Here is a 26,414-nt window from a genome sequence, read left to right as displayed (position 1 = left end):
AGTGGGGGACATTGGGGGGTTGCTCTATGGGTGTGCGGCTCATGGTGGTCGACGATCACCGACTGCTCGCCGAGGCGCTCGCCTCGGCGCTGAAACTACGTGGCCACCGGGTGCTCGCCGCGGCCGCGCCCGCCGCGGGGGCGGCGGAACTGGTCATCAGCCGGGCCCCCGAGGTCTGCCTCCTCGGCACGGCGACGCCCGCCGAGGCCGGCATGTTCGACCCGGTGGTGAAGATCAAGCGGGAGCGTCCGCAGGTCGCTGTGGTGGTGCTCGGCCCGGTGCCGAGCCCGCGCGGCATCGCGGCGGCGTTCGCCGCGGGCGCCTCCGGATACGTACGCCATGACGAGCGCATCGAGGGCGTCGAGCGAGCCATCATGAAGGCGAGAGCGGGCGAGGCGGCCGTCGCCCCGCAGCTGCTCCAGGGCGCGTTCAGCGAGCTCCTGAATCCGGCGGCGCAGCCCGACGACGAGGGGCAGCGGCTCCTTCAGATGCTGACGCCGCGCGAGGTCGAGGTCCTGGTGCGGGTCGCGGACGGCGAGGACACCCGCCTTATCGCCGCCGGGATGGGCATCGCGCCGAGCACCGCGCGGACGCATGTGCAGCGGGTTCTGATGAAACTGGGCGTCGGGTCCCGTCTTGAGGCGGCCGCGCTCGCCGCGCGGACGGGGCTGCTCGACCGCGCGGAGCGTCCGGCGGCCGCGGCCTACGCCAACGATGTGGAGACGCCGAAGGGGCCCGAGTCACCGGCAGAGTGAACTCGGGCCCCGGCCGGGGGTGTTACTCGTCCTCCGGCTCCTGGGTGGGCGCCGCCGTGGGGCGCAGCCACAGCCAGCCGAGGAAGAAGAGCCCGAGCGCCAGCATGGCCAGGCCCGTCCACAGGTTGATGTTGATGCCCTCGGCCTTGTCCATGTCGGCGTCGGACGGTGCGATCCCGGCGATCGTCACGATGACGCCGTACACGACGAACAGGCCGCCGATGATGCGCCGGATGTCGAAGAGACGGGCCGCCGTGGCGGACTTGCGCTCCAGCTCGGAGACTTCGTTCTGCAGTTCAGACATGATCTTCCAGACCTCCGATCGGGATTAGAGCGAGTACGGCAGGTAGCAGGCCGCCGCGAGCACGATCGCACCCCAGCCGAGCAGCGCGGGCTTGCGGTACCAGGCGTCGTCGCCCTCGGCGGGCGGCTCCTCGATGCCCGGCGCGGTCGTCCCGTACACCAGACCGGCGAGTTCGGCCTCCGGCTTGGGCGCGGTGAAGAGCGTGACGACGACCATCACCACGGCACCGGCGACGAAGCCGACGATCGCCGAGACGAAGTTGGCGCCCTGGTCGGTCGGGATGCCGATGACGCCCTGCTTGTAGATCCAGAAGTAGTTGACCATCGCCGCGGTGGTGCCCGCGACCAGACCCCAGACGCCGGACTTCATGGAGGCGCGCTTCCAGAACATGCCGATGATGAAGACCACGAACATCGGGACGTTGAAGAAGGAGAACAGCGTCTGCAGGTACCCCATGATGTTCGAGAACGACGAGGCGATGAAGGCCGTGCCGATGGAGGCGAGGACGCCGATCGCGGTGATGAGCCGGCCGAACTTCAGGTAGTAGCCGTCCTCGCGGTCCTTGACCACGTACTTCGCCCAGATGTCGTACGTGAACACGGTGTTGAAGGACGACACGTTGGCCGCCATGCCGGCCATGAACGCGGCGAGCAGACCGGTCACCGCGATGCCGAGCACGCCGTTGGGCAGCAACTCCTGCATCAGGTACGGGATCGCGTCGTTGTACGTCAGGTCCGATCCGGCGGTGCCGATCTTCGGGACGAGTACGGCGGCGACCAGGCCCGGGATCATCACCAGGAAGACGATGAAGATCTTCGGGAAGGCGGCGATCAGCGGGGTGCGCTGGGCGGCGGAGAGGTTCTTGGCGGACAGGGCGCGCTGCACCTCGGCGAAGTTGGTCGTCCAGTAGCCGAAGGAGAGCACGAAGCCGAGGCCGAGGATGATCGTCAGCCAGTTCGCGCCGAGCGGGTTGGCGTCACCGATGCCGGTGCCGCCCCAGGCGGTCATGAAGTTCTCGCCGTGCGACTTCTCGATCGATCCGCTCAGGCCGTCCCAGCCGCCGACCTTCTTCAGGCCGATGACGCAGATCGGGATCAGCGCGGCGAGGATCACGAAGAACTGGAGCACCTCGTTGTAGATCGCCGAGGAGAGACCGCCGATCGTGATGTACGCCAGGACGAAGAACCCGGCGACGACGATCGCCACCCACTGCGGCCAGCCGAGCAGCGCCTCGACGACGATCGACAGGGCGTAGAGGTTCACGCCCGCGATGAGTATCGCCGCGAACGCGAAGAGCACCGAGCTGAGCAGGTGCGCCGACTTGTCGAAGCGCTGGAGCAGGAACTCCGGCACCGAGCGGACCTTCGAGCGGTAGTAGAACGGCATCATCACGAGGCCGAGGAAGACCATCGCGGGGATGGCGCCGATCCAGTACCAGTGCACGACCGCGACGCCGTACTGGGCGCCGGTGGCCGCCATGCCCAGGATCTCGGTGGCGCCGAGGTTCGCTGCGACGAAGGCGAGACCGGTGACCCAGGCGGGCAGCGATCGGCCCGAGAGGAAGAAGTCGAGGCTGGTCTTCACGGAGCGGCGGGCGGCGAAGCCGATCCCGAGGACCACGGCGAAGTAGATCGCGAGGATCGCGTAGTCGAGGCCGTTGGTGGGCAGCCGAAGCCCCTCGGCCAGGGTTTGTGTGGGGGACTGCATAGGTGAACTCGCTTCGTTGCGCGAACTGATCAGACCGGAACCTACGCCCCTCACTTCAATAACTGAACAGTTCTGTTGGTGTTCTTTGTTGGATTGTGATCGGACGCATAGGCTCCGCCCCGTTCCGGCCCGCCCTGAGCCCGTCCTGCCGCGCCATTGACGTTGCTGTTGCCTTGTGGTTTGTTATGTGCGGTTATGTTTGATGGGTGTTGGTGAGGAGCCCCGGACGTGAAGAAGACCTCGACCCGTCTCGCAGACGGTCGTGAGCTCATCTACTACGACTCGCGCGACGACGCGGTGCGCGATGCCATCGACCGCAGGCCCCTGGACCCCATCTCCACCACATCGGAGATCCGGCGCGACCCGCTGCTCGGCGACGCCGTCGCCATCGCCTCGCACCGCCAGGGCCGCACCTACCACCCGCCGGCCGACGAGTGCCCGCTCTGCCCGTCGGCCGGGGGGCGCATGAGCGAGATCCCCGACTCCTCGTACGACGTCGTGGTCTTCGAGAACCGCTTCCCCTCGCTCGCCGGGGACGCGGGCCGCTGCGAGGTCGTCTGCTTCACCTCCGACCACGACGCGTCCTTCGCCGACCTCACCGACGAGCAGGCCCGGCTCGTCCTCGACGCCTGGACGGACCGCACCGCCGAGCTCTCCCACCTGCCCTCCGTGGAGCAGGTCTTCTGCTTCGAGAACCGCGGCGCCGAGATCGGCGTGACCCTCGGCCACCCGCACGGCCAGATCTACGCCTATCCCTTCGTGACGCCGCGTACGTCCCTGATGCTGAGGTCGCTCGCCGCGCACAAGGAGGCGACGGGCGGCCGCAACCTCTTCGACGACGTCGTGGCCGAGGAGTCGGCGGGCGAACGCGTCGTCCTGGACGCCGAACACTGGATCGCGTACGTCCCCTACAGCGCCCACTGGCCGTACGAGGTGCACCTCTACCCCAAGCGCCGGGTGCCGGACCTGCTCGGGCTCGACGAGGCCGCGCGCACAGAGTTTCCCCAGGTCTATCTGGAACTGTTGAGGCGCTTCGACCGGATCTTCGGCGAAGGCGAGAAGACCACCCCGTACATCGCGGCCTGGCATCAGGCGCCCTTCGGCTCACTGGGGGGACATGACGGGGTCAATCGGGACGACTTCGCCCTCCACCTCGAGCTTTTCACCATCCGCCGCACTTCGGGCAAGCTGAAGTTCCTCGCGGGTTCCGAATCCGGCATGAGTGTGTTCATCAACGACGTGCCGCCGGAAGCCGCGGCCCAGCGACTGCGAGAGGTAGCGAGTTCATGAGCGGTAAGTACCTGGTCACCGGCGGTGCGGGCTATGTGGGCAGTGTGGTGGCCCAGCATCTGATCGAGGCCGGGCATGAGGTGACCGTCCTCGACAACCTCTCCACCGGATTCCGCGAGGGCGTCCCCGCGGGCGCCGCCTTCGTCGAGGGCGACATCCGCGATGCCGCCAAGTGGCTGGACTCCTCCTACGACGCTGTCCTGCACTTCGCCGCCTTCTCGCAGGTCGGCGAGTCCGTCGTGAAGCCCGAGAAGTACTGGGACAACAACGTCGGCGGCACGATGGCGCTGCTCGCCGCGATGCGCGACGCGGGCGTACGCAAGCTGGTCTTCTCCTCGACGGCCGCCACGTACGGCGAGCCGGTCAGCACCCCCATCACGGAGACCGACCCGACCGCCCCCACCTCTCCGTACGGCGCGTCGAAGCTCGCCGTAGACCACATGATCACGGGCGAGGCGACCGCCCACGGCCTGGGCGCGGTCTCGCTGCGCTACTTCAACGTGGCGGGCGCGTACGGGGAGTACGGCGAGCGGCACGACCCCGAGTCGCACCTGATCCCCCTCGTCCTCCAGGTCGCCCAGGGCAGGCGCGAGGCGATCTCCGTCTTCGGCGACGACTACCCGACCCCCGACGGCACCTGCGTCCGCGACTACATCCACGTCGCGGACCTCGCACAGGCGCACCTCCTCGCGGTCGAGGCGGCCACCTCCGGCGAGCACCTGATCTGCAACCTCGGCAACGGCAACGGCTTCTCCGTACGCGAAGTCATCGAAACCGTCCGCCAGGTCACCGGCCACCCGATCCCCGAGGTCATGGCCCCGCGCCGGGGCGGCGACCCGGCGGTCCTCGTCGCCTCCGCGGCCACCGCGCGGGAGCGGCTCGGCTGGAATCCGACCCGCGCGGACCTCGCGGGCATCGTCGCCGACGCCTGGGCATTCGCCCGGCGCTAGCAGAGGTTGAGGGGTAACTCATGGACGTAGCAGCGCAGTTCACGGAGCTGTACGGGTACGCGCCCGACGGGGTCTGGTCGGCACCAGGCCGGGTCAACCTCATCGGCGAGTACACGGACTTCAACGAGGGCTTCGTGATGCCGCTCGCGCTGCCGCACACCGCGGTGGCGGCGGTGGCACGCCGCACCGACGGCGTCCTGCGCCTGCACTCGGCGGACATCGACGCCCCGGTGGCCGAACTGCGTGTCGACGAGCTGACCCCCCTGACGCTGACCGCCCGGGGGGCCGGGCAGGGCGGCTGGGCCGCCTACCCGGCGGGCGTGGTGTGGGCGCTGAGGGACGCGGGCCACGCGGTGTCCGGCGGCGCGGACATCCACCTGGCATCGACCGTGCCGACGGGGGCGGGCCTCTCCTCGTCCGCCGCCCTGGAGGTCGTCACGGCGCTGGCCCTGAACGACCTCTACGAACTCTCTCTGTCCCGCCCCGAGTTGGCGGTCATCGCCCAGCGCGCCGAGAACGCCTTCGTCGGCGTCCCCTGCGGCGTCATGGACCAGATGGCGTCGGCGTGCGCCACGGCGGGCCACGCCCTGCACCTGGACTGCCGGGACCTTTCGATACGCCAGATCCCCTTCGACCTCGCGGCGCAGGGCCTGCGGCTCCTGGTGGTCGACACGCGGGTCAAGCACGAGCTGGGGGACGGTGCGTACGCCGAGCGCCGGGCAGGCTGCGAGGAGGGCGCGGCCATCCTCGGGGTGTCGCACCTGCGCGACGTTCCGTACGCCGAACTGCCGTCGGCCCTCGCGCAATTGACGGACGAGAAGATCCGCCGCTATGTCCGCCACATCGTCTCGGACGACCACCGGGTCGAGCGGGTCATCGCCCTGCTCGACGCGGGCGACGTACGCGCGATCGGCCCCGTCCTGACCGACGGGCACGCCTCGCTCCGCGACGATCTCCGCATCTCCTGCGAGGAGTTGGACCTGGTGGTCTCCACCGCGAACGCCTCCGGAGCGATCGGCGCCCGGATGACGGGCGGCGGCTTCGGCGGCTCGGCGATCGTCCTGGTGGAGGAGCCGGACGCGGAGCGGGTGACGAAGTCGATCACGGAGGCGTTCGTGACGGCGGGCTTCACGGCACCGCGGGTGTTCCCGGCGGTGCCTTCGGCGGGGGCGCGGCGGGAGGGGTGAGCCTCGGCGTGCCTACCCCAGCCGCTTCGTCAGGGTGAACTCCTTTGCCCCTTCCGGGTAGTCGGGGATGACCGACACCACCTCGTATCCCTGCCCCCGGTAGAACCCGGGAGCCTGGAAGTCCCATGTCTCGACACGGGAGTTGAGACAGCCCCGCTCCTCGCGCGCGAGCTGCTCCGCCTCGCCGAGCAGCCGCGCGCCCAGGCCCGCGCCCCGGTGGCCCTCGGCGACCCAGAGGTGGTTCACATGGAGCCAGCGCCCCCAGGTGTGCCCCGCGAGACCGCCGGCCAGTGCGTCCGTGCGGTCAAGGACCCAGACGGCCAGCGGCACTTCACGATCCTGAGGGGTGCCGCGCAGCGCTCGCAGCGCCGGGGAAGCCGCCGCGTTCGCGTCCTCGAGCCCGTTCAGGAGCAGAGCGAACCGCGCTTTGTCGACTCCTGTCTCAATACGAAACATACGGCTCACCATAAACGCGCTGGCCAATCAGTTCTGTAAATCACCTTCCGCTCCTGCCCTCCGGCCCTACTCTGAGGGCAGTGCCGGTGGGGGCCGGCACCGTTCAGGGGGCGAGACAGTCGGGTACGACGCCCGGGGTGGGGGTAGCAGTCACAGCACGGCGGCGGCCGTGCCTACTGCGGCGACCTCCGTTCCGTGCGTCGTACCCGCACCGTGCGTCTTCAGACGATGGGGTATCCCCTGCTCTCCGACGAGGGCCTGGGGAAGGGGGTTTCAGTGGTTCGTATCCGAGTCCTGGTCGTCGACGACCACCGCATCTTCGCCGAGTCGCTCGCCGCGGCTCTGGCGGCGGAGCCGGACGTCGACGTGTCCGCGGCGGGCAGTGGCCCTGCCGCGCTGCGCTGCCTCGAGCGGGCAATCGCCGAGGGGCGCAGATACGACGTGCTGCTCGTCGACGCCGACCTCGGCGCGTCCGCGAGCTCCATGCAGGGTGTTCGGCCCGCGCCGTCCGTCCAGGAGGGCAACGCGGACGGTCTGGTCGACGGGATCTCACTCGTGGCCGGGGTCCGTTCCGGCCAGCCGATGGTCCGTACGGTCGTGCTTGCGGAGAAGGACGACCCGCGCAGGGCCGCCCTCGCGCTGCAGGCGGGAGCGTCGGGCTGGGTCGCCAAGGACTGTTCCCTGTCCCGGCTTCTGACCGTCATCCGGGGGGTGCTGCGGGAGGAGACCCATCTGCCGCCCGCGCTGCTCACCGGTGTCCTGCGCGAGTTGACCGCCGCGCGCAAGCACCGCACGGAGTCCGAGCGCCTGGTGGAGTCCCTGACCCCGCGCGAGCGCGAGGTCCTTCGCTGCATGGTGGCGGGCCTGGGCCGCAAGGCGGTGGCCGAACGCCTCTTCCTCTCCCCGCACACGGTGCGTACGCACATGCAGAACGTGCTGGGGAAGCTGGGCGTGCACTCCACGCTCGCGGCCGTCGCGCTGGCCCGCAGGGCGGGCGTGGGACCGGTCGACCTAGCCGGGGATGTTGTCGAACGGGGCGGTCAACTGGCGTAGCAGCGCGGCCAGTTCGCCCCGCTGCGCGCGCGAGAGTTCGGCGAGGATGGCCCGCTCCTGCTCCAGGAGCCCGGCGAGCGCCTGGTCGGCCCTGTTCTGCCCCTCCTCGGTGAGCCGCACAAGGACACCGCGCCGGTCGCTGGGGTCCGGCAGCCGCTCGACGAGGCTCTTCTTCGCGAGGCGGTCGATGCGGTTGGTCATCGTGCCGGAGGTCACCAGGGTCTGCGTGAGCAGCTGCCCGGGGGAGAGCTGATAGGGCGCGCCCGCGCGCCGCAGCGACGTCAGTACGTCGAACTCCCACGGCTCCAGGCTGTGCTCGGAGAAGGCGAGCCGCCGGGCTCGGTCCAGATGCCGCGCGAGCCTGCTGACGCGGCTGAGTACCTCGAGCGGTTCCACGTCGAGGTCAGGGCGCTCCCGGCGCCACGCTGCGACCAGCCGATCGACCTCGTCCTCCATGACGATCAGTGTAGGGGGTCTGTCGACATGAAGTCTCTTGACGTCAAGATACTTATGGGTCGAGGATGGCGTCGAGGATGGCGATACGACGCCTAGATACGTGAATCCAGGAGGCCCCGCCGATGTCCGCAGCCGCCAACACCCCTGCTGCCGCAGCCGCCCCCACCTGGGACCCGGGCCAGTACCTGCGCCACTCCGGACACCGTGCCCGCCCCTTCGTCGACCTGCTGGCCCGCATCCCCGAACTCCCATCCCCCGAAGGCCGTCCACCGCGCATCGCCGACCTGGGCTGCGGTCCCGGCAACGTCACACGGCTGCTCGCCGAGCGTTGGCCCACGGCGCACATCACCGGCTTCGACAATTCCCCGGAGATGCTGGACCGGGCCGGGGCGCTCGCGGGGCCCACGCCGGGCGGCGGCCGCCTCGACTTCGCGGAGGCGGACGCGGTGGGCTGGGCGCCGTCCCGGGGCACGTACGACCTGATCCTCTCCAACGCCACCCTCCAGTGGGTGCCGGGCCACCCGGACTCCTTCCCCGCCTGGGTGGCCGCGCTCGCCCCCGGCGGTACGTTCGCCTTCCAGGTCCCCGGCAACTTCGACGCCCCGAGCCACGTACTGATGCGCGAGCTGACCGAGTCGTCGCGCTGGCGGGACCGGCTCGGCGGCCACCTGCGCCACGCGGACGCGGTGCTCTCGCCGACGGCGTACCTGGAGCGGCTCGTCTCGCTGGGCTGCGAGGTGGACGCCTGGGAGACGACGTATCTCCACCTCCTCGAGGGCGATGACCCGGTCCTCGACTGGGTGAAGGGGACGGGCCTGCGGCCGGTGCTTACGGCGCTGGGGGACGACACGGAGGCGAGGGAGGCGTTCCTGTCCGAGTACGGGGCCCTGCTGAGGAAGGCGTACCCGGCGGGCGCGGGCGGCACGGTCTTCCCTTTCCGCAGGGTGTTCGCGGTGGCCCGGAAGCGCGCCTGATGCTGGTGGCCGTCGATCACGTCCAGCTCGCCGCGCCGCCCGGCAGCGAGCCGAAGCTGCGGGCGTACTACACCGACGTACTCGGCATGACGGAGATCCCCAAGCCGCCGGTGCTCGCGGCGCGGGGCGGCTGCTGGTTCCGCGCGGGGGCGGTCGAGCTGCACGTGGGGGTGGAGGCCGACTTCCGCCCGGCGCGCAAGGCGCATCCCGGGCTGCGGGTGCGGGGCATCTCGGCATACGCCGAGCGTCTCGCCGCGCGGGGCGCGGACGTCCTCTGGGACGACACCCTTCCGGGCCACCGGCGCTTCTATTCCGAGGACCCGGTGGGCAACCGCCTGGAGTTCCTGGAGCCGACCGGGGAGAGCCCGGGGGCCTGAGCGCGCGGCGGCCACTCCAGGTCGGCGCCGATTGCGAGGGCCTTGCGTGGCGCCCTGGGTTCGCGCCTGTCCCGCCGCTTCGCGGCGGATCTTTCCCGCCCACCCACCCGTTCACCCGGCGCTGCGGGGTGAACGGGTGGGTGGGCGGGAGGCATCCGCCGCGAAGCGGCGGTGTTGGTGCCGAGGCGCGGCATGCGGTGCGGCGGTGGTGCGGGGGCGCGGTGTGCCGTGTGGTGGGAGGGGTGGGGGTGTGTACCCCTGCCCCGCCCCTCCCGTCGCTGCCGCTAGGCCTTGCGGTGGCCTATCAGGCGGGGTTTTGGCTCCAGGCCGTCGAGGCCGTGCCAGGCCAGGTTCACCAGGTGCGCCGCCACCTCCGCCTTCTTCGGCTTGCGGACGTCCAGCCACCACTGGCCCGTCAGCGCCACCATGCCGACCAGCGCCTGGGCGTAGAGCGGGGCCAGCTTCTGGTCGAAGCCCCGGGTCTTGAACTCCTGCCCGAGGATGTCCTCCACCTGCGTCGCGATGTCGGAGATGAGAGACGCGAACGTGCCCGTCGACTGGGCGACGGGGGAGTCGCGGACCAGGATGCGGAAGCCGTCCGTGTACGTCTCGATGTAGTCGAGGAGGGCGAAGGCTGCCTGCTCCAAGAGCTCGCGCGGATGCCCCGCCGTCAGCGCCCCCGTCACCCCGTCGAGCAGCGCCCGCATCTCGCGGTCCACCACCACCGCGTACAGACCCTCCTTGCCGCCGAAGTGCTCGTACACGACCGGCTTGGAGACGCCCGCCTTCGCGGCGATCTCCTCCACCGACGTGCCCTCGAAGCCCTTGGCGGCGAAGAGCGTACGGCCGATGTCCAGCAACTGCTCCCGGCGCTCGGCACCCGTCATCCGGGTCCGGCGGGCGCGCCGGGGCTGCTTCTCTTTGCTGGAGGGGCTGGAATTGCTGGAGTCGGTCGCCACGTCGTCAATCATGCCGGGCCGACGGTCTTCGGCTTCCGCCGGGACTCGATACGGGACTTTGACGGCCAGCGCACGTCCGTCGCCCAGCCCAGCTGTTCGCACCAGCGGATGATCCGCGCCGACGAGTCCAGCTGGCCCTTCATCACGCCGTGCCGAGCCGACGTCGGGTCCGCGTGGTGCAGGTTGTGCCAGGACTCGCCGCAGGAGAGGACGGCCAGCCACCACACGTTGCCCGAGCGGTCGCGCGACTTGAACGGGCGCTTGCCCACCGCGTGGCAGATCGAGTTGATCGACCACGTGACGTGATGGAGGAGGGCCACTCGCACCAGCGAACCCCAGAAGAAGGCCGTGAAGGCGCCCCACCAGGACATCGTCACCAGGCCGCCGACCAGCGGCGGGATGCCCAGCGAGACGATCGTCCAGAGAAGGAACTGGCGGGAGATGCGGCGTAGCGCCGGGTCCTTGATCAGGTCCGGTGCGTACTTGTCCTGCGGCGTCTGCTCCTCATCGAACATCCAGCCGATGTGCGCCCACCACAGGCCCTTCATCAGCGCCGGGACCGTCTCGCCGAAGCGCCAGGGGGAGTGCGGGTCGCCCTCCGCGTCCGAGAATTTGTGGTGCTTGCGGTGGTCGGCCACCCAGCGGACAAGGGGACCTTCCACCGCCATCGACCCGGCTACGGCCAGCGCGATCCGCAGCGGGCGCTTCGCCTTGAAGGAGCCGTGCGTGAAGTAGCGGTGGAAGCCGATCGTGATGCCGTGGCAGCCCAGGTAGTACATGAAGACGAGAAGGCCGAGGTCAAGCCAGCTCACACCCCAGCCCCAGGCCAGCGGCACCGCCGCGAGCAGGGCGAGGAACGGGACGGTGATGAACAGGAGCAGCGTGATCTGTTCGAGCGAACGCTTTTTCTCGCCGCCGAGCGTCGCCGATGGCAGAACGGCGTCCGAGGCCGCCCGGGGAGCGTCTTCGATCACATCGGTGTCGGAGTACGCATCGGAAGATGGGGTCATGGGCACGTCCCCTGTGGGGTCGAGGGTTGAGGGTTACAACGGTCACAGCGGGCGCCGGGTGCACACAGCCGTGCGCTCCCGTGTTCCTACGGTCCCGTAACCTACGGCGTCGTAAGTATGGCAGCGCGGGACCTGGCGGCAAGAGGCCGCGAGCCCGTGCCGCGAAGTGACACTTATCCTTGGAATCGGTCGGACAGCGCGGTCCGCTCTCTATTTCCCCCGGAACACGGATTCCTATCCGGGCTGGGGACCCCTCCCAGACCTGACGTGCTTCAACACTGCAAGGAGCCGCACCTGTGAGCAGTGCCGACGACCAGACGACCACGGCGAGCACCGAGCTGCGTGCCGACATCCGGCGCCTCGGTGATCTCCTTGGCGAGACCCTCGTACGTCAGGAGGGCCCCGAGCTCCTTGACCTGGTCGAGAAGGTCCGCCGCCTGACCCGCGAGGACGGCGAGGCAGCCGCCCGCCTTCTGGGTGGTACGGAACTGGAGACGGCGGCCAAGCTGGTCCGCGCCTTCTCCACGTACTTCCATCTGGCGAACGTGACCGAGCAGGTCCACCGCGGCCGCGAGCTGCGCGCCCGCCGGGCCGCCGAGGGCGGGCTCCTGTCCCGTACGGCCGACCGGCTCAAGGACGCCGACCCCGAGCACCTGCGCCAGACCGTGCAGCACCTCAACGTGCGCCCCGTCTTCACCGCGCACCCCACCGAGGCCGCCCGCCGGTCGGTCCTCAACAAGCTGCGCCGGGTCGCCGAGCTCCTGGAGACGCCGGTCATCGAGGCCGACCGGCGCCGCCACGACACCCGGCTCGCCGAGAACATCGACCTGGTGTGGCAGACCGACGAGCTGCGGGTCGTCCGCCCCGAGCCCGCCGACGAGGCCCGCAACGCCATCTACTACCTGGACGAGCTGCACGCCGGCGCCGTCGGGGACGTACTGGAAGACCTGACGGCCGAGCTGGAGCGCGTCGGCGTCGAGCTGCCCGAGGGCACCCGTCCGCTGACCTTCGGCACCTGGATCGGCGGCGACCGCGACGGCAACCCGAACGTGACGCCCGACGTCACCTGGGACGTCCTGATCCTCCAGCACGAGCACGGCATCAACGACGCGCTCGCCCTCGTCGACGAGCTGCGCGGCTTCCTCTCCAACTCCATCCGCTACACCGGAGCCACCGAGGAGCTGAAGTCCTCCCTCCAGCTCGACCTGGAGCGGCTGCCCGAGATCAGCCCGCGCTACAAGCGGCTGAACGCCGAGGAGCCCTACCGACTCAAGGCCACCTGCATCCGGCAGAAGCTGGAGAACACCAAGCAGCGCCTGGCCCGCGGCACCGCCCACGATCCGGGGCGCGACTACCTGGGCACCGGTGAGCTCCTTCACGACCTCACCCTCGTCCAGACCTCGCTGCGCGAGCACAAGGGCGGCCTCTTCGCCGACGGCCGGATGAACCGCACGATCCGTACGCTGGCCGCGTTCGGTCTGCAGCTCGCCACCATGGACGTACGCGAGCACGCCGACGCCCACCACCACGCGCTCGGGCAGCTCTTCGACCGGCTCGGCGAGGAGTCCTGGCGGTACACGGACATGCCGCGCGAGTACCGGCAGAAGCTGCTCGCCAAGGAGCTGCGGTCCCGGCGTCCGCTCGGCCCGACCCCGGCGCCGGTCGACGCCGCGGGCGAGAAGACCCTGGGTGTCTTCCTGACGGTCAAGAAGGCCCTCGAAGTCTTCGGGCCCGAGGTCATCGAGTCGTACATCATCTCGATGTGCCAGGGCGCGGACGACGTCTTCGCCGCTGCTGTCCTTGCGCGCGAGGCCGGGCTCATCGACCTGCACGCAGGCTGGGCGAAGATCGGCATCGTGCCGCTCCTGGAGACCACGGACGAGCTGCGCGCCGCCGACGTCATCCTGGACGAGATGCTGGCCGACCCGTCGTACCGCAGGCTGGTGGCGCTCCGGGGCGACGTCCAGGAGGTCATGCTCGGCTACTCGGACTCGTCCAAGTTCGGCGGCATCACCACCTCGCAGTGGGAGATCCACCGGGCCCAGCGGAGGTTGCGTGACGTCGCGCACCGTTACGGGGTCCGGCTGCGGCTCTTCCACGGCCGTGGCGGCACCGTCGGCCGCGGTGGCGGCCCGTCGCACGACGCGATCCTCGCCCAGCCCTGGGGAACCCTGGAGGGCGAGATCAAGGTGACCGAGCAGGGCGAGGTCATCTCCGACAAGTACCTGGTGCCTTCGCTGGCGCGGGAGAACCTCGAACTGACGGTCGCGGCGACGCTGCAGGCCTCCGCCCTGCACACGGCTCCCCGCCAGTCCGACGAGGCGCTCGCCCGCTGGGACGCCGCCATGGACGTCGTCTCGGACGCCGCGCACTCCGCGTACCGCAAGCTGGTCGAGGACCCGGACCTGCCGACGTACTTCCTCGCGTCGACGCCGGTCGACCAGCTCGCCGACCTGCACCTCGGCTCCCGGCCCTCCCGCCGCCCCGGCTCGGGCGTCTCGCTCGACGGCCTGCGCGCCATCCCGTGGGTCTTCGGCTGGACCCAGTCGCGGCAGATCGTGCCGGGCTGGTTCGGCGTGGGCTCGGGGCTCAAGGCGCTGCGTGAGGCGGGCCTGGAAACGGTGCTCACCGAGATGCAGGAGCACTGGCACTTCTTCCAGAACTTCATCTCGAACGTGGAGATGACGCTGGCCAAGACGGACCTGCGGATCGCCCGCCATTACGTGGACACGCTCGTCCCCGACGAGCTGAAGCACGTCTTCGAGGCGATCGAGGCGGAGCACGCGCTGACGGTGGCGGAGGTCCTGCGGATCACCGGCGGCGAGAAGCTGCTGGATTCGCACCCGGCGCTTCAGCAGACATTCGCCATCCGTGACGCCTACCTGGACCCGATCTCGTATCTCCAGGTCGCGCTGCTCAAGCGGCAGCGGGATGCGGCTGCGCGCGGCGATGAGGCGGATCCTTTGCTGGCCCGGGCTTTGCTGCTCACCGTCAACGGTGTGGCGGCCGGTCTGCGTAACACCGGCTGAGGCTCTCTGGCGGGGCGGGCGCTTTGCCGTTGGGCTTGCGCTTTTCTGTCCCGCCGCTTCGCGGCGGATCTTTCCCTCCCACCCACCCGTTCTCCGGGTATTCGGGTGGGTGGGAGGGAGATATCGCCGCGAAGCGGCGGCTAGAACGTCAGCGACGCGTACGACGCAGTCAGCAGCGTCCCGCCCGCCAGGGCCAGGCCCCACGCCGTGCGGCGCAGGCGCAGACCCCCCGCCACCACCACCGAGGCCAGGAGCAGCGCTCCGCCCAGGGGGAGCCAGGCGTGGAGGAAGCCGGGGCCGCCCGCGCGGACGACCTCCGACGTGCCGGGCTTCACGGCCACCGGGATCCGCGCGCCCTTCTTCTCCGCGATCGAGCGGTCGATCACGACCCGCGCACGCGCCTTGGAACCGGCGGATCCGGGAACGTACGACCCCACACACTCATCGGCATCGCAGCGCGCGATCCGCATCGTGCCGCGCTCCCGCTCATCGGTCAGCATCACGTGCTGCGCGGTGCCCCAGGACGCCCAGATGCCGGCGACGAGAAGCAGCACCGCGAGCCCGCCCATCGCCGTACGGCGTCCGAGAAGCAGCGCGTTCATGGCGGCGATCCTTGGCCATATGACTGCGCTCAGTCAACACTCGCCGGGGCGGCGCCCAAGGTGCCTCAGGAGTTGTACGCGCTCTGCGCCCGCTCAAGACCCTCGATGACCAGCGCCTCCACCGCATCGGCCGCCCGGTCCACGAAGTAGTCCAACTCCTTGCGCTCCGCCGACGAGAAGTCCTTCAGGACGAAGTCGGCGACCTGCATCCGCCCCGGCGGACGCCCGATCCCGAACCGCACCCGGTGGTAGTCCGAGCTCATCGCCTTCGTCATCGACTTCAGGCCGTTGTGGCCGTTGTCGCCGCCGCCCAGCTTCAGCCGCAGCGTGCCGTAGTCGATGTCCAGCTCGTCGTGGACCGCCACGATGTTCGCCACCGGCACCTTGTAGAAGTCGCGCAGCGCCGTCACCGGAGCGCCCGAGACGTTCATGTACGACATCGGCTTCGCGAGCACCACTCGGCGGTTCGCCGGGCCCACCGGACCGATCCGGCCCTCCAGGACCTGCGCCTGCGCCCGGCCCGCACGCTTGAACGTGCCGCCGATCCGGTCAGCGAGCACGTCGGCCACCATGAAGCCCACGTTGTGCCGGTTCATCGCGTAACGGGGGCCTGGATTGCCCAGGCCCACGATCAGCCACGGGGCGCCGGGATCCGTCGTCATCTGCATGTCTCCTTCATAGCTCTCTTCATAAGCCCTCCGCATAACCCAACCGCCGCCCCGCGCACGGAGTGCGGGGCGGCGGTTGTCAGTCGAGCTCGGTCGAGCGCCGGGGTGAGGCTCAGGCCTCGGCGGCCTCTTCGCCCTCGCCCTCGCCGGCCTCGGGGGCCTCCTCGGCCTGCGCGGCCAGGACCTGCAGGACCACGACGTCGTCCTCGACGTTCAGGGTGGTGCCGGCGGGCAGCGGGATGTCCTTGGCGAGGATGGTCGCACCGGCCTCGAGACCGGCGATGGAGACGGTGACCGACTCCGGGATGTGCGTGGCCTCGGCCTCGACGGGCAGCGCGTTCAGCACGTGCTCGAGCAGGTTGCCGCCCGGGGCGAGCTCGCCCTCGGTGTGGACGTAGATGTCGACGTTGACCTTCTCGCCCTGACGGACGAGCAGCAGGTCGACGTGCTCGAGGAAGCCCTTGATGGCGTCGCGCTGGACGGCCTTCGGGATCGCGAGCTGGGTCTTGCCGTCGATCTCCAGGGAGAGCAGGACGTTCGCCTGACGCAGGGCGAGGTGCAGCTCGTGGCCCGGAAGGGTGACGTGGACCGGGTCGGCGCCGTGACCGTAGACGACGGCCGGAACCTTGGACTCACGGCGGATGCGGCGGGCAGCGCCCTTGCCGAACTCGGTGCGGGTCTCGGCGGCGAGCTTGATCTCAGCCATGTGCACTCCTCGTATCAGAAATGTCGAATGGGGGCGGTTACCCGGCCATACGACTACTGGCCTGCTACGAAGAGCGCGTCGATAACGGACAGCCACACAGAAAAAGTGCGGCCTCCCTCGCCGAGCAACTCGGTGAGTCTACCCGGCGGGAAGGCCGCACCCAAAGTGGATCTTTACGCCTGCTCGTCGAAGAGGCTCGTCACCGAACCGTCCTCGAAGACCTCACGCACCGCGTTCGCGATCGTCGGCGCGATCGAGAGCACCGTGATCTTGTCGAGCTCCAGGTCACCCGGGTCGGGCAGGGTGTCCGTGAAGACGAACTCGCTCACCTTGGAGTTCTTCAGACGGTCCGCGGCCGGACCGGAGAGTACACCGTGCGTCGCCGTCACGATGACGTCCTCCGCACCGTGCGCGAACAGCGCGTCGGCGGCGGCGCAGATCGTGCCACCCGTGTCGATCATGTCGTCGACCAGGACGCAGACGCGGCCCTTCACGTCACCGACCACCTCGTGCACGGTGACCTGGTTCGCGACGTCCTTGTCACGGCGCTTGTGGACGATCGCAAGCGGTGCGCCCAGACGGTCGCACCAGCGGTCGGCGACGCGCACGCGGCCGGCGTCCGGGGAGACCACGGTCAGCTTCGAGCGGTCGACCTTCGCACCCACGTAGTCCGCGAGGACCGGCAGCGCGAAGAGGTGGTCGACCGGGCCGTCGAAGAAGCCCTGGATCTGGTCCGTGTGCAGGTCGACCGTGAGGATGCGGTCCGCGCCCGCGGTCTTCATCAGGTCGGCGACCAGACGGGCCGAGATCGGCTCACGGCCGCGGTGCTTCTTGTCCTGACGGGCGTAGCCGTAGAACGGCACGATCACCGTGATGGAGCGGGCCGACGCGCGCTTCAGCGCGTCGATCATGATCAGCTGCTCCATGATCCACTTGTTGATCGGAGCCGTGTGGCTCTGGATCAAGAAGCAGTCCGCGCCACGAGCCGACTCCTGGTACCGCACGTAGATCTCGCCATTGGCGAAATCAAAGGCCTTCGTCGGCACGATGCCGACACCCAGCTTGTGTGCGACCTCCTCGGCCAACTCGGGGTGGGCGCGGCCGGAGAAGAGCATCAACTTCTTCTCGCCGGTCGTCTTGATCCCGGTCACAGCACTGTCTCCTCAGAGAGTTCTTCCCGCTGCCGTACTCACGCGTCCCGGTGCGTCGAGTCGGCCGAATTTGTGTGCACCTATCACGGTACGCCGTGTCAGACGCACCTGTTTCCGGTCAGCTTTCGCCTTCCGGCTTCCGGGACGCCGCCTCGGCCGCCTTCGCGGCCGCGCTCCCCGGACGCTTACGGGCCACCCAGCCCTCGATATTCCGCTGCTGGCCCCGCGCGACGGCCAACGAACCCGCCGGCACATCCTTCGTGATCACCGAGCCGGCCGCCGTGTAGGCGCCGTCCCCGACCGTGACAGGAGCCACAAACATGTTGTCCGAACCGGTGCGGCAGTGCGACCCCACCGTCGTGTGGTGCTTCGCCTCACCGTCGTAGTTCACAAAGACGCTCGCCGCACCGATGTTGGAGTACTCACCGATCGTCGCGTCACCCACGTACGACAGATGCGGCACCTTCGAACCGTCACCGATCGTCGCGTTCTTCATCTCCACATACGTACCCGCCTTGGCCTTCACCCCAAGCCGGGTCCCCGGCCGCAGATACGCGAACGGGCCGACGCTCGCCCGCTCCCCGATCTCGGCGCTGTCGGAGACCGTGTTGTCGACGCGCGCACCGGCGCCGACACGGGTGTCCTTCAGACGGGAGTTGGGGCCGACCTCGGCGCCCTCGCCCAGATGCGTGGAGCCATGCAGCTGCGTACCCGGATGCACCAGCGCGTCCTGCTCGTACGTCACCGTCGCGTCGAACCACGTCGACGCCGGATCCACGACCGTCACGCCGGCGAGCATGGCCTCGGTCAGCAGCCGCTCGTTCAACGTACGCCGGGCCTCCGCCAGTTGTACGCGATTGTTGATCCCGGCGATCTCCTCGTGATCGGCGGCGACGGACGCCCCCACCCGATGCCCGGCTTCCCGCAGGATGCCAAGGACGTCCGTCAGGTACTCCTCGCCCTGACTGTTGTCCGTACGCACCTTGCCCAGCGCATCCGCGAGCAGCTCACCATCAAACGCGAACACCCCGGAGTTGATCTCCCGGATCGCGCGCTGCGCGTCGGTGGCGTCCTTGTGCTCGACGATGGCGGTGACGGCACCGCTCTCGCCGTCCCGCACGATCCGCCCATAGCCGGTCGCGTCCGGCACCTCGGCGGTCAGCACGGTGACGGCGTTCCCGTCGGCGGTGTGCGTCGCGGCGAGCTTCTGCAGCGTCGCCCCGGTCAGCAGCGGAGTGTCCCCGCAGACCACGATGACGGTCCCGTCCACGGAACCGCCGAGCTCCTCGAGCCCGATACGGACCGCGTGGCCCGTGCCCTTCTGCTCGCTCTGGTAGGCGGTGCGGACGTCGGGCGCGATGACCCCGAGGTGACCGGTGACCTGCTCCCTGGCGAACCCGACGACGGTGACGAGCCGCTGCGGGCTCAACGCGTACGCGGCCTCGAGCACATGCCCGATGAGGGAACGCCCACAGATCTCATGCAGGACCTTGGGGGTGGCCGACTTCATACGGGTGCCCTCACCCGCTGCGAGGACGACGACGGCTGCCGGGCTGTTGGCGCTCACGGGGGTGCCCTTCGGCTTCGAAAGTGCGGGGGGTGGACATCCGCAGGATACCGGGGCGTTGTGGGGCGGAAATGAGGGCGGGTCCCGACCTTGGAGGTCAGGACCCGAACTGCGCGGCTCCCGGGGAAGGAATCGAACCCTCATTCAATGGACCAAAACCATTTGTCCTGCCATTAGACGACCCGGGATGGGTTGCGCACCTATGCCCGATTCCGTTGATCGGCTCGGCGCGCGGACAACACTATGCCGTACCGGGGGCCCTCGACGCGATGATGCGGCTTCTTCTCGCACGAGGGGTGTGCTGGATCACCGCGCTCGAAACTCGCCGGAAAAGGAGGGCTTGGCGCCCGTAGGCTGGAAGGCATGACCACGACGGGGGAGAGCCACAGGGCGGCCGATACCGGGCCGTGGTGGTGGGAGCGGTGGCGCAGTGCCGTGCTTGATGTGGGGCTCGCGCTGGCTTCGGCGGCGGAGTGCGGGGCCGAGGGGATCACGTTTTCGGGGGATACGGGGATTCCTGCGGCGGTCGGGGTGGGCTTCGGGGCCGTCGCCGGTTCGGCGCTGGTGCTGCGGCGGCGGTGGCCGATCGCGGTGGTGCTCGTCTCGATCGCCATCACGCCTGCTCAGATGGGGATTCTGCTGACCATCGTGGGGCTCTATTCGCTGGCGGCCTCGGAGCTGCCGCGGCGGATCATCGGGTCGCTCGCGGGGATGTCGCTGCTCGGCACGCTCATCGTGACGCTGGTGCGGACGCGGCAGGACATGGCGAGTGGGGAGCTGGCGTTCGCGGAGGGGTTCATACCGTTCATCGCGATCACGACTTCGATCGGTGTGACCGCGCCGCCGATTCTGCTCGGTCTTTATGTGGGGGCTCGGCGGCGGCTCATGGAGAGTCTGCGGGAGCGTGCCGACAGTCTGGAGCGGGAGTTGCAGCTCCTTGCCGAGCGGGCCGAGGAACGGGCCGAGTGGGCGCGTAACGAGGAGCGGACCCGGATCGCGCGGGAGATGCATGACGTCGTGGCGCATCGGGTGAGTTTGATGGTCGTGCATGCGGCCGCGTTGCAGGCTGTGGCCCGGAAGGATCCGGAGAAGGCCGTCAAGAATGCCGCCCTTGTCGGTGACATGGGGCGGCAGGCGTTGACGGAGTTGCGGGAGATGCTCGGGGTGCTGCGGACCGGGGAGTCGGGTGCGGGGTCCGGCGTGCAGCAGCGTGTGTCGGCTTCCGAGGCCGTGCCGCTCGCCGCGGTGGGGTTCGCCGCCGCGGCTGCCGCCTCGCGTGCGGTGGACGAGGACGGGCCGTGTCTGGCGGAGCTCGACGAGCTGGTGGGGCAGTCCCGTGCGGCGGGGATGGCGGTAGATCTGTCCGTGGAGGGGGATGCGCGTGCGTATGCCGCCGAGGTGGAGCAGACCGCGTACCGCGTGGTGCAGGAGGCGTTGACGAACGTGCACAAGCACGCGGCGGGCGCGAAGACGTATGTGCGGCTCGCGCACCGGGGTGCGGAGATCGCGATGCAGGTGGAGAACGAGCCGCCGCCGGAGGCGGGTCCCGCGGACGCCCGGCTGCCGAGCGGGGGGAACGGGCTTGTGGGGATGAAGGAGCGGGTCACCGCGCTGGGCGGGGTGTTCGTGTCGGGGCCGACGGATGCGGGTGGTTTCCGGGTGTCGGCGGTGCTGCCGACGAGCGCTTGAGCACCCTTCGGGGAGCGCCCCGAAGGGGCGCGGGGAACGGCGCGACCAGCCACGACGGCACCCCAGCGGAGCGCTCGGCTCAGCCCGCCGTGAGGCGTTCCGGCTGGGTTCCTGACAGGAGTGTCGCCAGCGCCTGGTCGATATGCGCGCCGAGGTACCAGTCGCCACTGTGGTCGAGGGAGTACACGCGGCCCTCGGCGTCGATGGCGAGCAGGGCCTGGGTCTCGGGCTCCTCGCCGATGGGGCAGACCTCGGAGTCCAGGGCGCGGCCCAGGTCCCCCAGGGTGCGGGCCATGTGCAGCCCGTACAGGGGATCGAGGTGCATGGCGGCGGGTGCTATCTGGCGGCCGGGGCCCTGCGGGGTGATGTGCAGTCCGCCGAATTCGGCCCAGGCCTCGACGGCCGCGGGGAAGACGGCGTGCCGGTGGCCTGCCGGTGAGGCGTGGTTGCGCAGTACGTCGGCCCAGATCTCCGCCTGCTTTATGTCCCAGCGTCCGGGGAGCCAGCCGGCCGCGCGCAGGGCGGCGTCGACGGGGACGGGGAAGCGCGGGTTGGCGGCAGTGGTGGGGTGCTGCTGTTCGGTGTGCATGGGCCCTCGTTGCGGTAGCGCGGCTCGGTGGGGGGTCAGGCTTCGGGGGTGGTCGGGTCCACGACTCGTACGCCGAAGTGTGCCGTGAGCGCGGTACAGGAGCGGCAGGGGCGGGCGAAGCCGCCGTGCAGGGGGTCGCCGTCCTCGCGGATGCGGCGGGTGGTGAGCTTGGCGTGCTTGAGGGCCTTGCGGGCCTCGCCGTTGGTCATGGGTTTTCGTGCCGCGCGTTTGGAGCGGCTGCCGTCGGCGGCGCTGAGGTGCCGGGAGATGAGGATGGCTTCGGCGCAGCGTCCGGTGAAGCGTTCGCGCTGGCCGCTTGTGAGGGTGTCGAGAAAGTCCTGTACGAGCGGGTGCAGTGCGGGGGGTTCCTCGCCGCGGCCCGCGGTGCAGGTGAGGGTCGCCCCGCGGACGGAGAGCGCGGCGGCGACGGTGGGCAGGATGCCGTCGCGGCGCTGGCGCAGTATGGGCGCGTGGGCGGAGGTGCTGCTCCAGCCGACGCGGGGGTCGCCCGAGCCGGTGGTGCCGCTCTCGTCGGTGCCGGGAGCCGCTGTCGTGGACAGTGTGTGGCTTGACCGACCGGTTTGTGCCGTGTGCATGGTGGTGCTTCCCTCCCCGCAACCCGCGGCATGACCGCGTGTGCCACGCCCCCGCGTTGCGGGGACAGCCTGCCAAATGGGGCGGGTGGTGCGGAAGCTGGGGCGGCGCGACACGCCTGGCTTTCGTCGCACGGTGACGGTGCGGTGGCTGCTGGTCATGGAACCGGAGGCCCGGTGACCGGTGTCGTCCTTACGCATAGGCTGTCGACATTCGTAGTACGCAGAACAGTGCGCGAAAGAGTGCACAGAGCAGTACGCGTCGCAGTACGCACAACAGTGATCCGCAGAACCATTAACAGTGCCGCAGGGGGCAACCGCCATGACGACAGGTCGGCTGGGGCAGCAGGCCGCGCCGCCGAACGCGGCCTACGCCGGGCAGATCGTGCACTTCCCGGATCCGGTCCGGGCCTCGCGCCACCCCAGAGGGGTGCGCGTGGACGAGCACGGCTATCCGGACTTCTCTGCCTACGCGCGTGCTGCGGCCGAGATCGCCGAACCCCCCGAGGGTTTCGGTGTCGACGAGCTGCGCCTCACGGACTATGTCTCCGCGAACGCCGCCCTCGCGGCGTCGGGTCATGACCTGTGGGACACGATCCCGCCGGTGGCGACCCCGCACGGCTGGACCTGGCATCACGTGCCGGGCGGCCGCCGCCTCGATCTTGTGCCGGTCGAGGTGAAGGCGCTCCTTCGCCATCACGGCGGGATCGCGACGACGGCCGTGGACCAGAACAAGAGGGGTACGCGCCCGCTCCAGGAGACCCGTCCCGCGCATCTCGCGCTGCCGAAGTCGGCGGTCGCGGTGTCGGAGCAGGAGATCCTCGGCGTCGAGGAGGACCTCGGTTACCGGCTGCCCGGCGCCTACCGCTCGTTCCTGAAGGCGGCGGGCGGCTGCGCGCCGGTTGGCGCCGCGCTCGACGCGGAGCTGGGTCTGCTGGTCGACCAGCCGTTCTTCACGGTGCGGGACGAGGCCGCGGTCAACGACCTGGTGTACGTGAACAAGTGTCTGCGCGACCATCTCACCAAGGACTACCTGTGCGTCGGCTTCGTGCAGGGCGGACTGCTCGCCGTGAAGGTCAAGGGCGACCGGATCGGCTCGGTGTGGTTCTGCGCGTACGACGACGCCCGTGATGTCTCGGAAGCGGCAGGGTGGCAGCCCGCCGAGCGGGTGGAGCGGCTGCTGCTGCCGTGCGGCGACGATTTCGACGCGTTCTTGTCCCGGCTCGCGGGGAACCCGCCGGAGCTGGAGACCGTGGCGAACCTGATGGTGGACGGCGGCTTCGCGCGCGCCGTTCCGGTGGGGGAGTGACTTGGCGATGGTGACCTTCGCGCAGGCGCAGGAGCGCGCCGAGGAGTGGATCAACGGCGACGTGCCCGGCTACCAGCACCGTGAGGTGCGGGTCCGGGAGTTCGATCTCGGCTTTGTCGTGTGGGCGGAGGACCGGGAGAACGGTCCGGTGTCCGACGGCGGCAAGCAGCGGCTCGTCATCGCGCGGGACAGCGGCGAGGCCACGCTGTGGCCCGGGCTGCCCGTCGGTGAGGTGATTCGCCGGTACGAAGAGGAGTACGGCGTCCCGGACGCGGCTCCGGAGGATCCGGCACCGGCACCGCCGGAGCGGGTCGACCTGAATCAGACGTCGTTCCTGTTGAGCCCTCCGGAGTGGCTCCAGGAGGCGGCGGACAAGCTGGGCATCCCGGATCGCCGGGCGGACGCGTCCAACGGGGCGGGTGCGGTGGGGAGTTCGCCGGCTGCGGCTCCGACTCCGGCTGCTCCGGCCGCGCCTGCGGCTTCCGCTGCTTCGGCTCCGGGTGCGCCCGGGGCGTGGGATCGCCCGGCGGCGTCCAACGAGGCGGGTGCGGTGGGGAGTTCGGCTGCCGCTCCGGCCGCGTCCGGGGCTCCTGCCGCTCCGGGTGCGCCCGAGGCGCCCGGTGGCGGTACGCCGTGGCCCGCGGCCGGTGCGTCGGGCGGCGCACCCGCCGCTGCCGCTCCGTGGGACGGCACTGACACCAACGGGCAGTCGGGCGACGAGAGTTCGGTGCCCGCGCCCGCGACGGTCTTCGCGCCACCGCTGGTCGGCGGTGACGACGACGACACCCCGCCGCCCGGCGTTTCGCCGGAGGCCAAGACCGCGCTGATGCACGGCGGCAGCCGCCTTCCGTCGACGACGGTCGCGCCCGCCCTCGACGTTCCGGACGCGGGTGCGCCGCAGCCCCCTGCCGCTCCGGGACCGAACCTGCCTCCGCCGCCTGCCGGTGGCGCGGTGAACATGCCGCCGCCTCCGGGCGCGGGCGTGCCGGACGCTTCCGCGTACGGCTATCCGCAGGGGCCCGCGGCTCCTGCCGCCCAGCAGCACTCCGTGCCGCCCGGCGCCGGGGACATCGCCGACGCCGCGACCAGCAAGGCGCAGGCGCCGCCGCGCGCCGCACGGGGGAGCGGTGCGAGTACGCCGCCGCCTCCGGGTGCGCCGGGGACTCCCGGTGCGGCTCCGGGGAGTACGCCGCCGCCGTCCGGGCCCGGTGCTCCGGGTACGCCGGCGGGGGGCTACGTCCCGACGCAGCTCGTCTCGGCGCTCGGCCCTGACGGGCCTCAGCCGCCTGCGGCTCCTGGTGCTCCGGCGGCTCCGGGTGCTCCTGGTGCACCGCAGCCTCCTGGGCCTCCCGGTACGCCGGGTACGCCTCCCGGTGGGGTGCACCATGCGGCGACGATGTTCGCGGACCCGAGCATGGGTGGTCCCGGTGGAATCAAGCCGCCGGGTGCTCCTGGTGCGCCGCAGCCTCCCGGTCCTCCTGGTGCTCCTGGTGCTCCTGGTGCGCCGCAGCCACCTGGGCCTCCCGGTACGCCGGGTACGCCTCCCGGTGGGGTGCACCATGCGGCGACGATGCTGGCCGACCCGAGCATGGGTGGTCCCGGTGGAATCAAGCCGCCGGGTGCTCCCGGCACCCCGGGTGCCCCTCAGCCTCCTGGCGCTCCCGGTGCTCCTGGCGCTCCCGGCACCCCGCCCCCCGGCGGCGGTGTCCACCACGCGGCGACGATGCTGGCCGGACCCGCGGTCGGCGGTCCCGGTGCGCCGCTGCCGCCGCAGGGTCCCGGTGCTCCCGGCATGCCGCCGCCCGCGCCGGGCCAGCCGTACGGCTACCCGCAGCCGCCCGCAGGTCAGCCGACCGTCGGCCCCGGCTACCAGGCCGTACTGCGGTATCGCGCGGCCGACGGCTCCGAGCAGCAGCTCATCCGCCGCTCGGCGCCCGGCACCCCGCACCCGGAGTGGCAGATCCTGCACGAGCTGCGCGGCATGAACGTGCCGCCGCAGCAGGTGCTCGAACTCCACACCGAGCTGGAGTCCTGCGAGCTTCCGGGTGCGTACTGCGCCCGCATGATCCGCGAGACGTGGCCGCAGGCGCGGATCACATCCATCGCGCCGTACGGCAAGGATCACGCGTCCCGTCAGGGCGGCATGCAACAACTGATCGCGCACCAGGGCGAGTTGCACCAGGTCGCGGACGGCCCGGCGCGCCCCGCGCCGGTGCGGGCGCCGCTGCCGCAGGTGCAGCCGGCGCCGCCGATTCCGCCGGAGGGCGTGGCGCAGGAGCTCGCGGGCGCGTTCGGGCCCGGCATCTTCCGCTTCGACCAGCGGGCGGTGTCGCGTCAGGGTGTGCCGGAGATCGTGGCGCACACGCTCGTCGTGGCGGGTCTGCCCGTCGACTTCGGCCCGTTCTTCTGGGCGCAGGCCCAGCCGGGGCGTCCGGTGCCGACGCTGGCCGAGACGGCGCAGGAGCGGGGCGTACAGCCGGCGTCGGACGCCGGTTCGTACCTCGTCATGGGCAGTGACTTCGGCCGGGCGATCTGTGTCCAGTACGGCACGGCGAACATCGTCGCCGTGCCGGTGGAGGCGGGGCCCGGCGGGGCTCCGGTGCCGCCGCAGTTCGTGAACACGGGGCTGCCCGAGTTCACCCGCTGCCTGGCGCTGCTCGGCCGGATGTGGCGGCTGCGGTTCGGGCTCAACCAGGAGCAGGCGGGGCGCTGGACCGTCGACTTCCAGAGCCAGCTCGCCGCGCTCGATCCGGCGGCGCTTGCGTCTCCGGAGAGCTGGTGGTCGGTGCTGCTCGAGCAGATGTGGGACGGGCTGCTGTAGCCCCCGGCGGTTGTGACACGAGGCGCTCGGCCCTGTTTGGGGGCGGGCGCCTCGTTCGTGTCACCCCGCATCCCCTGGCTCGGAACAAGCCTTTCCCGCCCACCCGCCCGATTGCCCCGGGTGTCGAGGAGTGATTACGGCCTTTGACGGGAAATGGCGCATCCTTGACCGGGTGAGATGCGCGGAGTGTCGCGTTATGAGCGCTTCCGCTT

The 26,414-nt window shown here is 70.5% G+C and carries 24 protein-coding genes and 1 tRNA gene; 11 read left to right on the top strand and 14 right to left on the bottom strand.

What is annotated here, in order from left to right; genetic code table 11:
- Positions 1 to 26: 26 nt before the first annotated feature.
- Entirely contained in the window at positions 27 to 755 is a 729-nt protein-coding gene (locus AB0O76_RS18660) for a LuxR C-terminal-related transcriptional regulator (RefSeq protein WP_365491983.1), read from the top strand.
- A 22-nt stretch (positions 756 to 777) separates the two neighbouring features.
- Here the strand turns inward: AB0O76_RS18660 and AB0O76_RS18655 are convergent, their stop codons facing one another.
- Together AB0O76_RS18655 and AB0O76_RS18650 are read right to left on the bottom strand one after the other, a co-directional pair.
- A complete protein-coding gene (locus tag AB0O76_RS18655; RefSeq protein ID WP_365491981.1) occupies positions 778 to 1,059 on the bottom strand; it encodes a hypothetical protein in 282 nt (93 codons plus the stop codon).
- Between the two features lie 24 nt (positions 1,060 to 1,083).
- Entirely contained in the window at positions 1,084 to 2,766 is a 1,683-nt protein-coding gene (locus tag AB0O76_RS18650; protein WP_365491978.1) for a sodium:solute symporter family protein, read from the bottom strand.
- A gap of 228 nt (positions 2,767 to 2,994) precedes the next feature.
- On the opposite strand from AB0O76_RS18650, the gene galT reads away from it, so the two are divergent.
- From galT to galK, 3 genes are read left to right on the top strand one after another with little or no spacing between them, the layout of a single operon-like run.
- Positions 2,995 to 4,056: a galactose-1-phosphate uridylyltransferase gene (galT, locus tag AB0O76_RS18645; RefSeq protein ID WP_365491975.1), complete on the top strand. Its 1,062-nt coding sequence runs from the start codon at positions 2,995 to 2,997 to the stop codon at positions 4,054 to 4,056.
- Positions 4,053 to 5,006, top strand: a complete 954-nt coding sequence (gene galE, locus AB0O76_RS18640; RefSeq protein WP_365491972.1) for a UDP-glucose 4-epimerase GalE — start codon at positions 4,053 to 4,055, stop codon at positions 5,004 to 5,006. Before galT ends, galE begins: the two co-directional genes overlap by 4 nt.
- 20 nt (positions 5,007 to 5,026) lie before the next feature.
- On the top strand, positions 5,027 to 6,193 hold the full coding sequence (gene galK / locus AB0O76_RS18635) for a galactokinase (protein WP_365491969.1): 1,167 nt from the start codon (positions 5,027 to 5,029) through the stop codon (positions 6,191 to 6,193).
- A 12-nt stretch (positions 6,194 to 6,205) separates the two neighbouring features.
- Here galK and AB0O76_RS18630 read toward each other — a convergent pair whose 3' ends face one another.
- Positions 6,206 to 6,661, bottom strand: a complete 456-nt coding sequence (locus AB0O76_RS18630; protein ID WP_365492367.1) for a GNAT family N-acetyltransferase — start codon at positions 6,659 to 6,661, stop codon at positions 6,206 to 6,208.
- 264 nt (positions 6,662 to 6,925) lie between these two features.
- Between AB0O76_RS18630 and AB0O76_RS18625 the strand changes: the two genes are divergently transcribed.
- Positions 6,926 to 7,702 (top strand): response regulator transcription factor, encoded by a 777-nt coding sequence (locus tag AB0O76_RS18625; RefSeq protein ID WP_365491966.1) that lies wholly within the window; start codon positions 6,926 to 6,928, stop codon positions 7,700 to 7,702.
- On the opposite strand, the gene AB0O76_RS18620 is transcribed toward AB0O76_RS18625, so the two are convergent.
- Positions 7,661 to 8,158, bottom strand: a complete 498-nt coding sequence (locus AB0O76_RS18620; RefSeq protein WP_365491963.1) for a MarR family transcriptional regulator — start codon at positions 8,156 to 8,158, stop codon at positions 7,661 to 7,663. The genes AB0O76_RS18625 and AB0O76_RS18620 overlap by 42 nt on opposite strands.
- Before the next feature lie 122 nt (positions 8,159 to 8,280).
- Here AB0O76_RS18620 and AB0O76_RS18615 point away from each other — a divergent pair, with 122 nt between their 5' ends.
- Both AB0O76_RS18615 and AB0O76_RS18610 read left to right on the top strand, forming a co-directional pair.
- Positions 8,281 to 9,132: a trans-aconitate 2-methyltransferase gene (locus tag AB0O76_RS18615; RefSeq protein WP_365491960.1), complete on the top strand. Its 852-nt coding sequence runs from the start codon at positions 8,281 to 8,283 to the stop codon at positions 9,130 to 9,132.
- Positions 9,132 to 9,509, top strand: coding sequence for a glyoxalase (locus AB0O76_RS18610; RefSeq protein ID WP_365491957.1), 378 nt, complete (start codon positions 9,132 to 9,134; stop codon positions 9,507 to 9,509). Before AB0O76_RS18615 ends, AB0O76_RS18610 begins: the two co-directional genes overlap by 1 nt.
- Before the next feature lie 284 nt (positions 9,510 to 9,793).
- Here the strand turns inward: AB0O76_RS18610 and AB0O76_RS18605 are convergent, their stop codons facing one another.
- Both AB0O76_RS18605 and AB0O76_RS18600 read right to left on the bottom strand, forming a co-directional pair.
- Positions 9,794 to 10,480 carry a TetR/AcrR family transcriptional regulator gene (locus AB0O76_RS18605; protein WP_360770459.1) on the bottom strand — a complete coding sequence of 229 codons (687 nt, stop codon included), beginning with the start codon at positions 10,478 to 10,480 and terminating at the stop codon, positions 9,794 to 9,796.
- Positions 10,477 to 11,478: a fatty acid desaturase gene (locus tag AB0O76_RS18600; protein WP_365491954.1), complete on the bottom strand. Its 1,002-nt coding sequence runs from the start codon at positions 11,476 to 11,478 to the stop codon at positions 10,477 to 10,479. The genes AB0O76_RS18605 and AB0O76_RS18600 overlap by 4 nt, the downstream gene beginning before the upstream one ends.
- A 296-nt stretch (positions 11,479 to 11,774) precedes the next feature.
- Between AB0O76_RS18600 and ppc the strand changes: the two genes are divergently transcribed.
- Positions 11,775 to 14,507 carry a phosphoenolpyruvate carboxylase gene (gene ppc / locus AB0O76_RS18595; protein ID WP_365491951.1) on the top strand — a complete coding sequence of 911 codons (2,733 nt, stop codon included), beginning with the start codon at positions 11,775 to 11,777 and terminating at the stop codon, positions 14,505 to 14,507.
- A 140-nt stretch (positions 14,508 to 14,647) separates the two neighbouring features.
- On the opposite strand, the gene AB0O76_RS18590 is transcribed toward ppc, so the two are convergent.
- From AB0O76_RS18590 to AB0O76_RS18565, 6 genes are all read right to left on the bottom strand, one after another.
- On the bottom strand, positions 14,648 to 15,109 hold the full coding sequence (locus AB0O76_RS18590) for a hypothetical protein (RefSeq protein ID WP_365491948.1): 462 nt from the start codon (positions 15,107 to 15,109) through the stop codon (positions 14,648 to 14,650).
- Positions 15,110 to 15,174: 65 nt separating this feature from the next.
- Entirely contained in the window at positions 15,175 to 15,777 is a 603-nt protein-coding gene (pth, locus tag AB0O76_RS18585; RefSeq protein ID WP_365491945.1) for an aminoacyl-tRNA hydrolase, read from the bottom strand.
- Between the two features lie 112 nt (positions 15,778 to 15,889).
- Positions 15,890 to 16,483 carry a 50S ribosomal protein L25/general stress protein Ctc gene (locus AB0O76_RS18580; RefSeq protein WP_365491942.1) on the bottom strand — a complete coding sequence of 198 codons (594 nt, stop codon included), beginning with the start codon at positions 16,481 to 16,483 and terminating at the stop codon, positions 15,890 to 15,892.
- Positions 16,484 to 16,656: 173 nt separating this feature from the next.
- Positions 16,657 to 17,634: a ribose-phosphate diphosphokinase gene (locus tag AB0O76_RS18575; RefSeq protein WP_266866016.1), complete on the bottom strand. Its 978-nt coding sequence runs from the start codon at positions 17,632 to 17,634 to the stop codon at positions 16,657 to 16,659.
- Between the two features lie 118 nt (positions 17,635 to 17,752).
- The gene (gene glmU / locus AB0O76_RS18570) at positions 17,753 to 19,201 is read right to left on the bottom strand and encodes a bifunctional UDP-N-acetylglucosamine diphosphorylase/glucosamine-1-phosphate N-acetyltransferase GlmU (protein ID WP_365491937.1); all 1,449 of its coding nucleotides are present in this window, start codon (positions 19,199 to 19,201) and stop codon (positions 17,753 to 17,755) included.
- Positions 19,202 to 19,318: 117 nt separating this feature from the next.
- A tRNA-Gln gene (locus tag AB0O76_RS18565) sits at positions 19,319 to 19,389 on the bottom strand.
- A gap of 175 nt (positions 19,390 to 19,564) precedes the next feature.
- Between AB0O76_RS18565 and AB0O76_RS18560 the strand changes: the two genes are divergently transcribed.
- Positions 19,565 to 20,890 (top strand): histidine kinase, encoded by a 1,326-nt coding sequence (locus AB0O76_RS18560; RefSeq protein ID WP_365491934.1) that lies wholly within the window; start codon positions 19,565 to 19,567, stop codon positions 20,888 to 20,890.
- A 79-nt stretch (positions 20,891 to 20,969) separates the two neighbouring features.
- On the opposite strand, the gene AB0O76_RS18555 is transcribed toward AB0O76_RS18560, so the two are convergent.
- Together AB0O76_RS18555 and AB0O76_RS18550 are read right to left on the bottom strand one after the other, a co-directional pair.
- Complete coding sequence (locus tag AB0O76_RS18555; protein WP_365491931.1) at positions 20,970 to 21,479, bottom strand: SUKH-3 domain-containing protein; 510 nt, start codon at positions 21,477 to 21,479, stop codon at positions 20,970 to 20,972.
- Positions 21,480 to 21,514: 35 nt separating this feature from the next.
- Entirely contained in the window at positions 21,515 to 22,075 is a 561-nt protein-coding gene (locus AB0O76_RS18550; RefSeq protein WP_365491928.1) for a YwqJ-related putative deaminase, read from the bottom strand.
- 319 nt (positions 22,076 to 22,394) lie between these two features.
- Between AB0O76_RS18550 and AB0O76_RS18545 the strand changes: the two genes are divergently transcribed.
- Positions 22,395 to 23,381, top strand: a complete 987-nt coding sequence (locus AB0O76_RS18545) for an SMI1/KNR4 family protein (RefSeq protein WP_365491925.1) — start codon at positions 22,395 to 22,397, stop codon at positions 23,379 to 23,381.
- Between the two features lie 7 nt (positions 23,382 to 23,388).
- Complete coding sequence (locus AB0O76_RS18540; protein ID WP_365491923.1) at positions 23,389 to 26,202, top strand: SUKH-4 family immunity protein; 2,814 nt, start codon at positions 23,389 to 23,391, stop codon at positions 26,200 to 26,202.
- The last annotated feature ends 212 nt before the right edge of the window (positions 26,203 to 26,414 follow it).

Origin of the sequence: Streptomyces sp. NPDC086554 (assembly GCF_040686095.1) — a bacterium.
Lineage (GTDB): Bacteria > Actinomycetota > Actinomycetes > Streptomycetales > Streptomycetaceae > Streptomyces.
The sequence above is the reverse complement of the archived record's forward strand: the minus strand, read 5'-3'. Positions and strand labels throughout refer to the sequence as shown.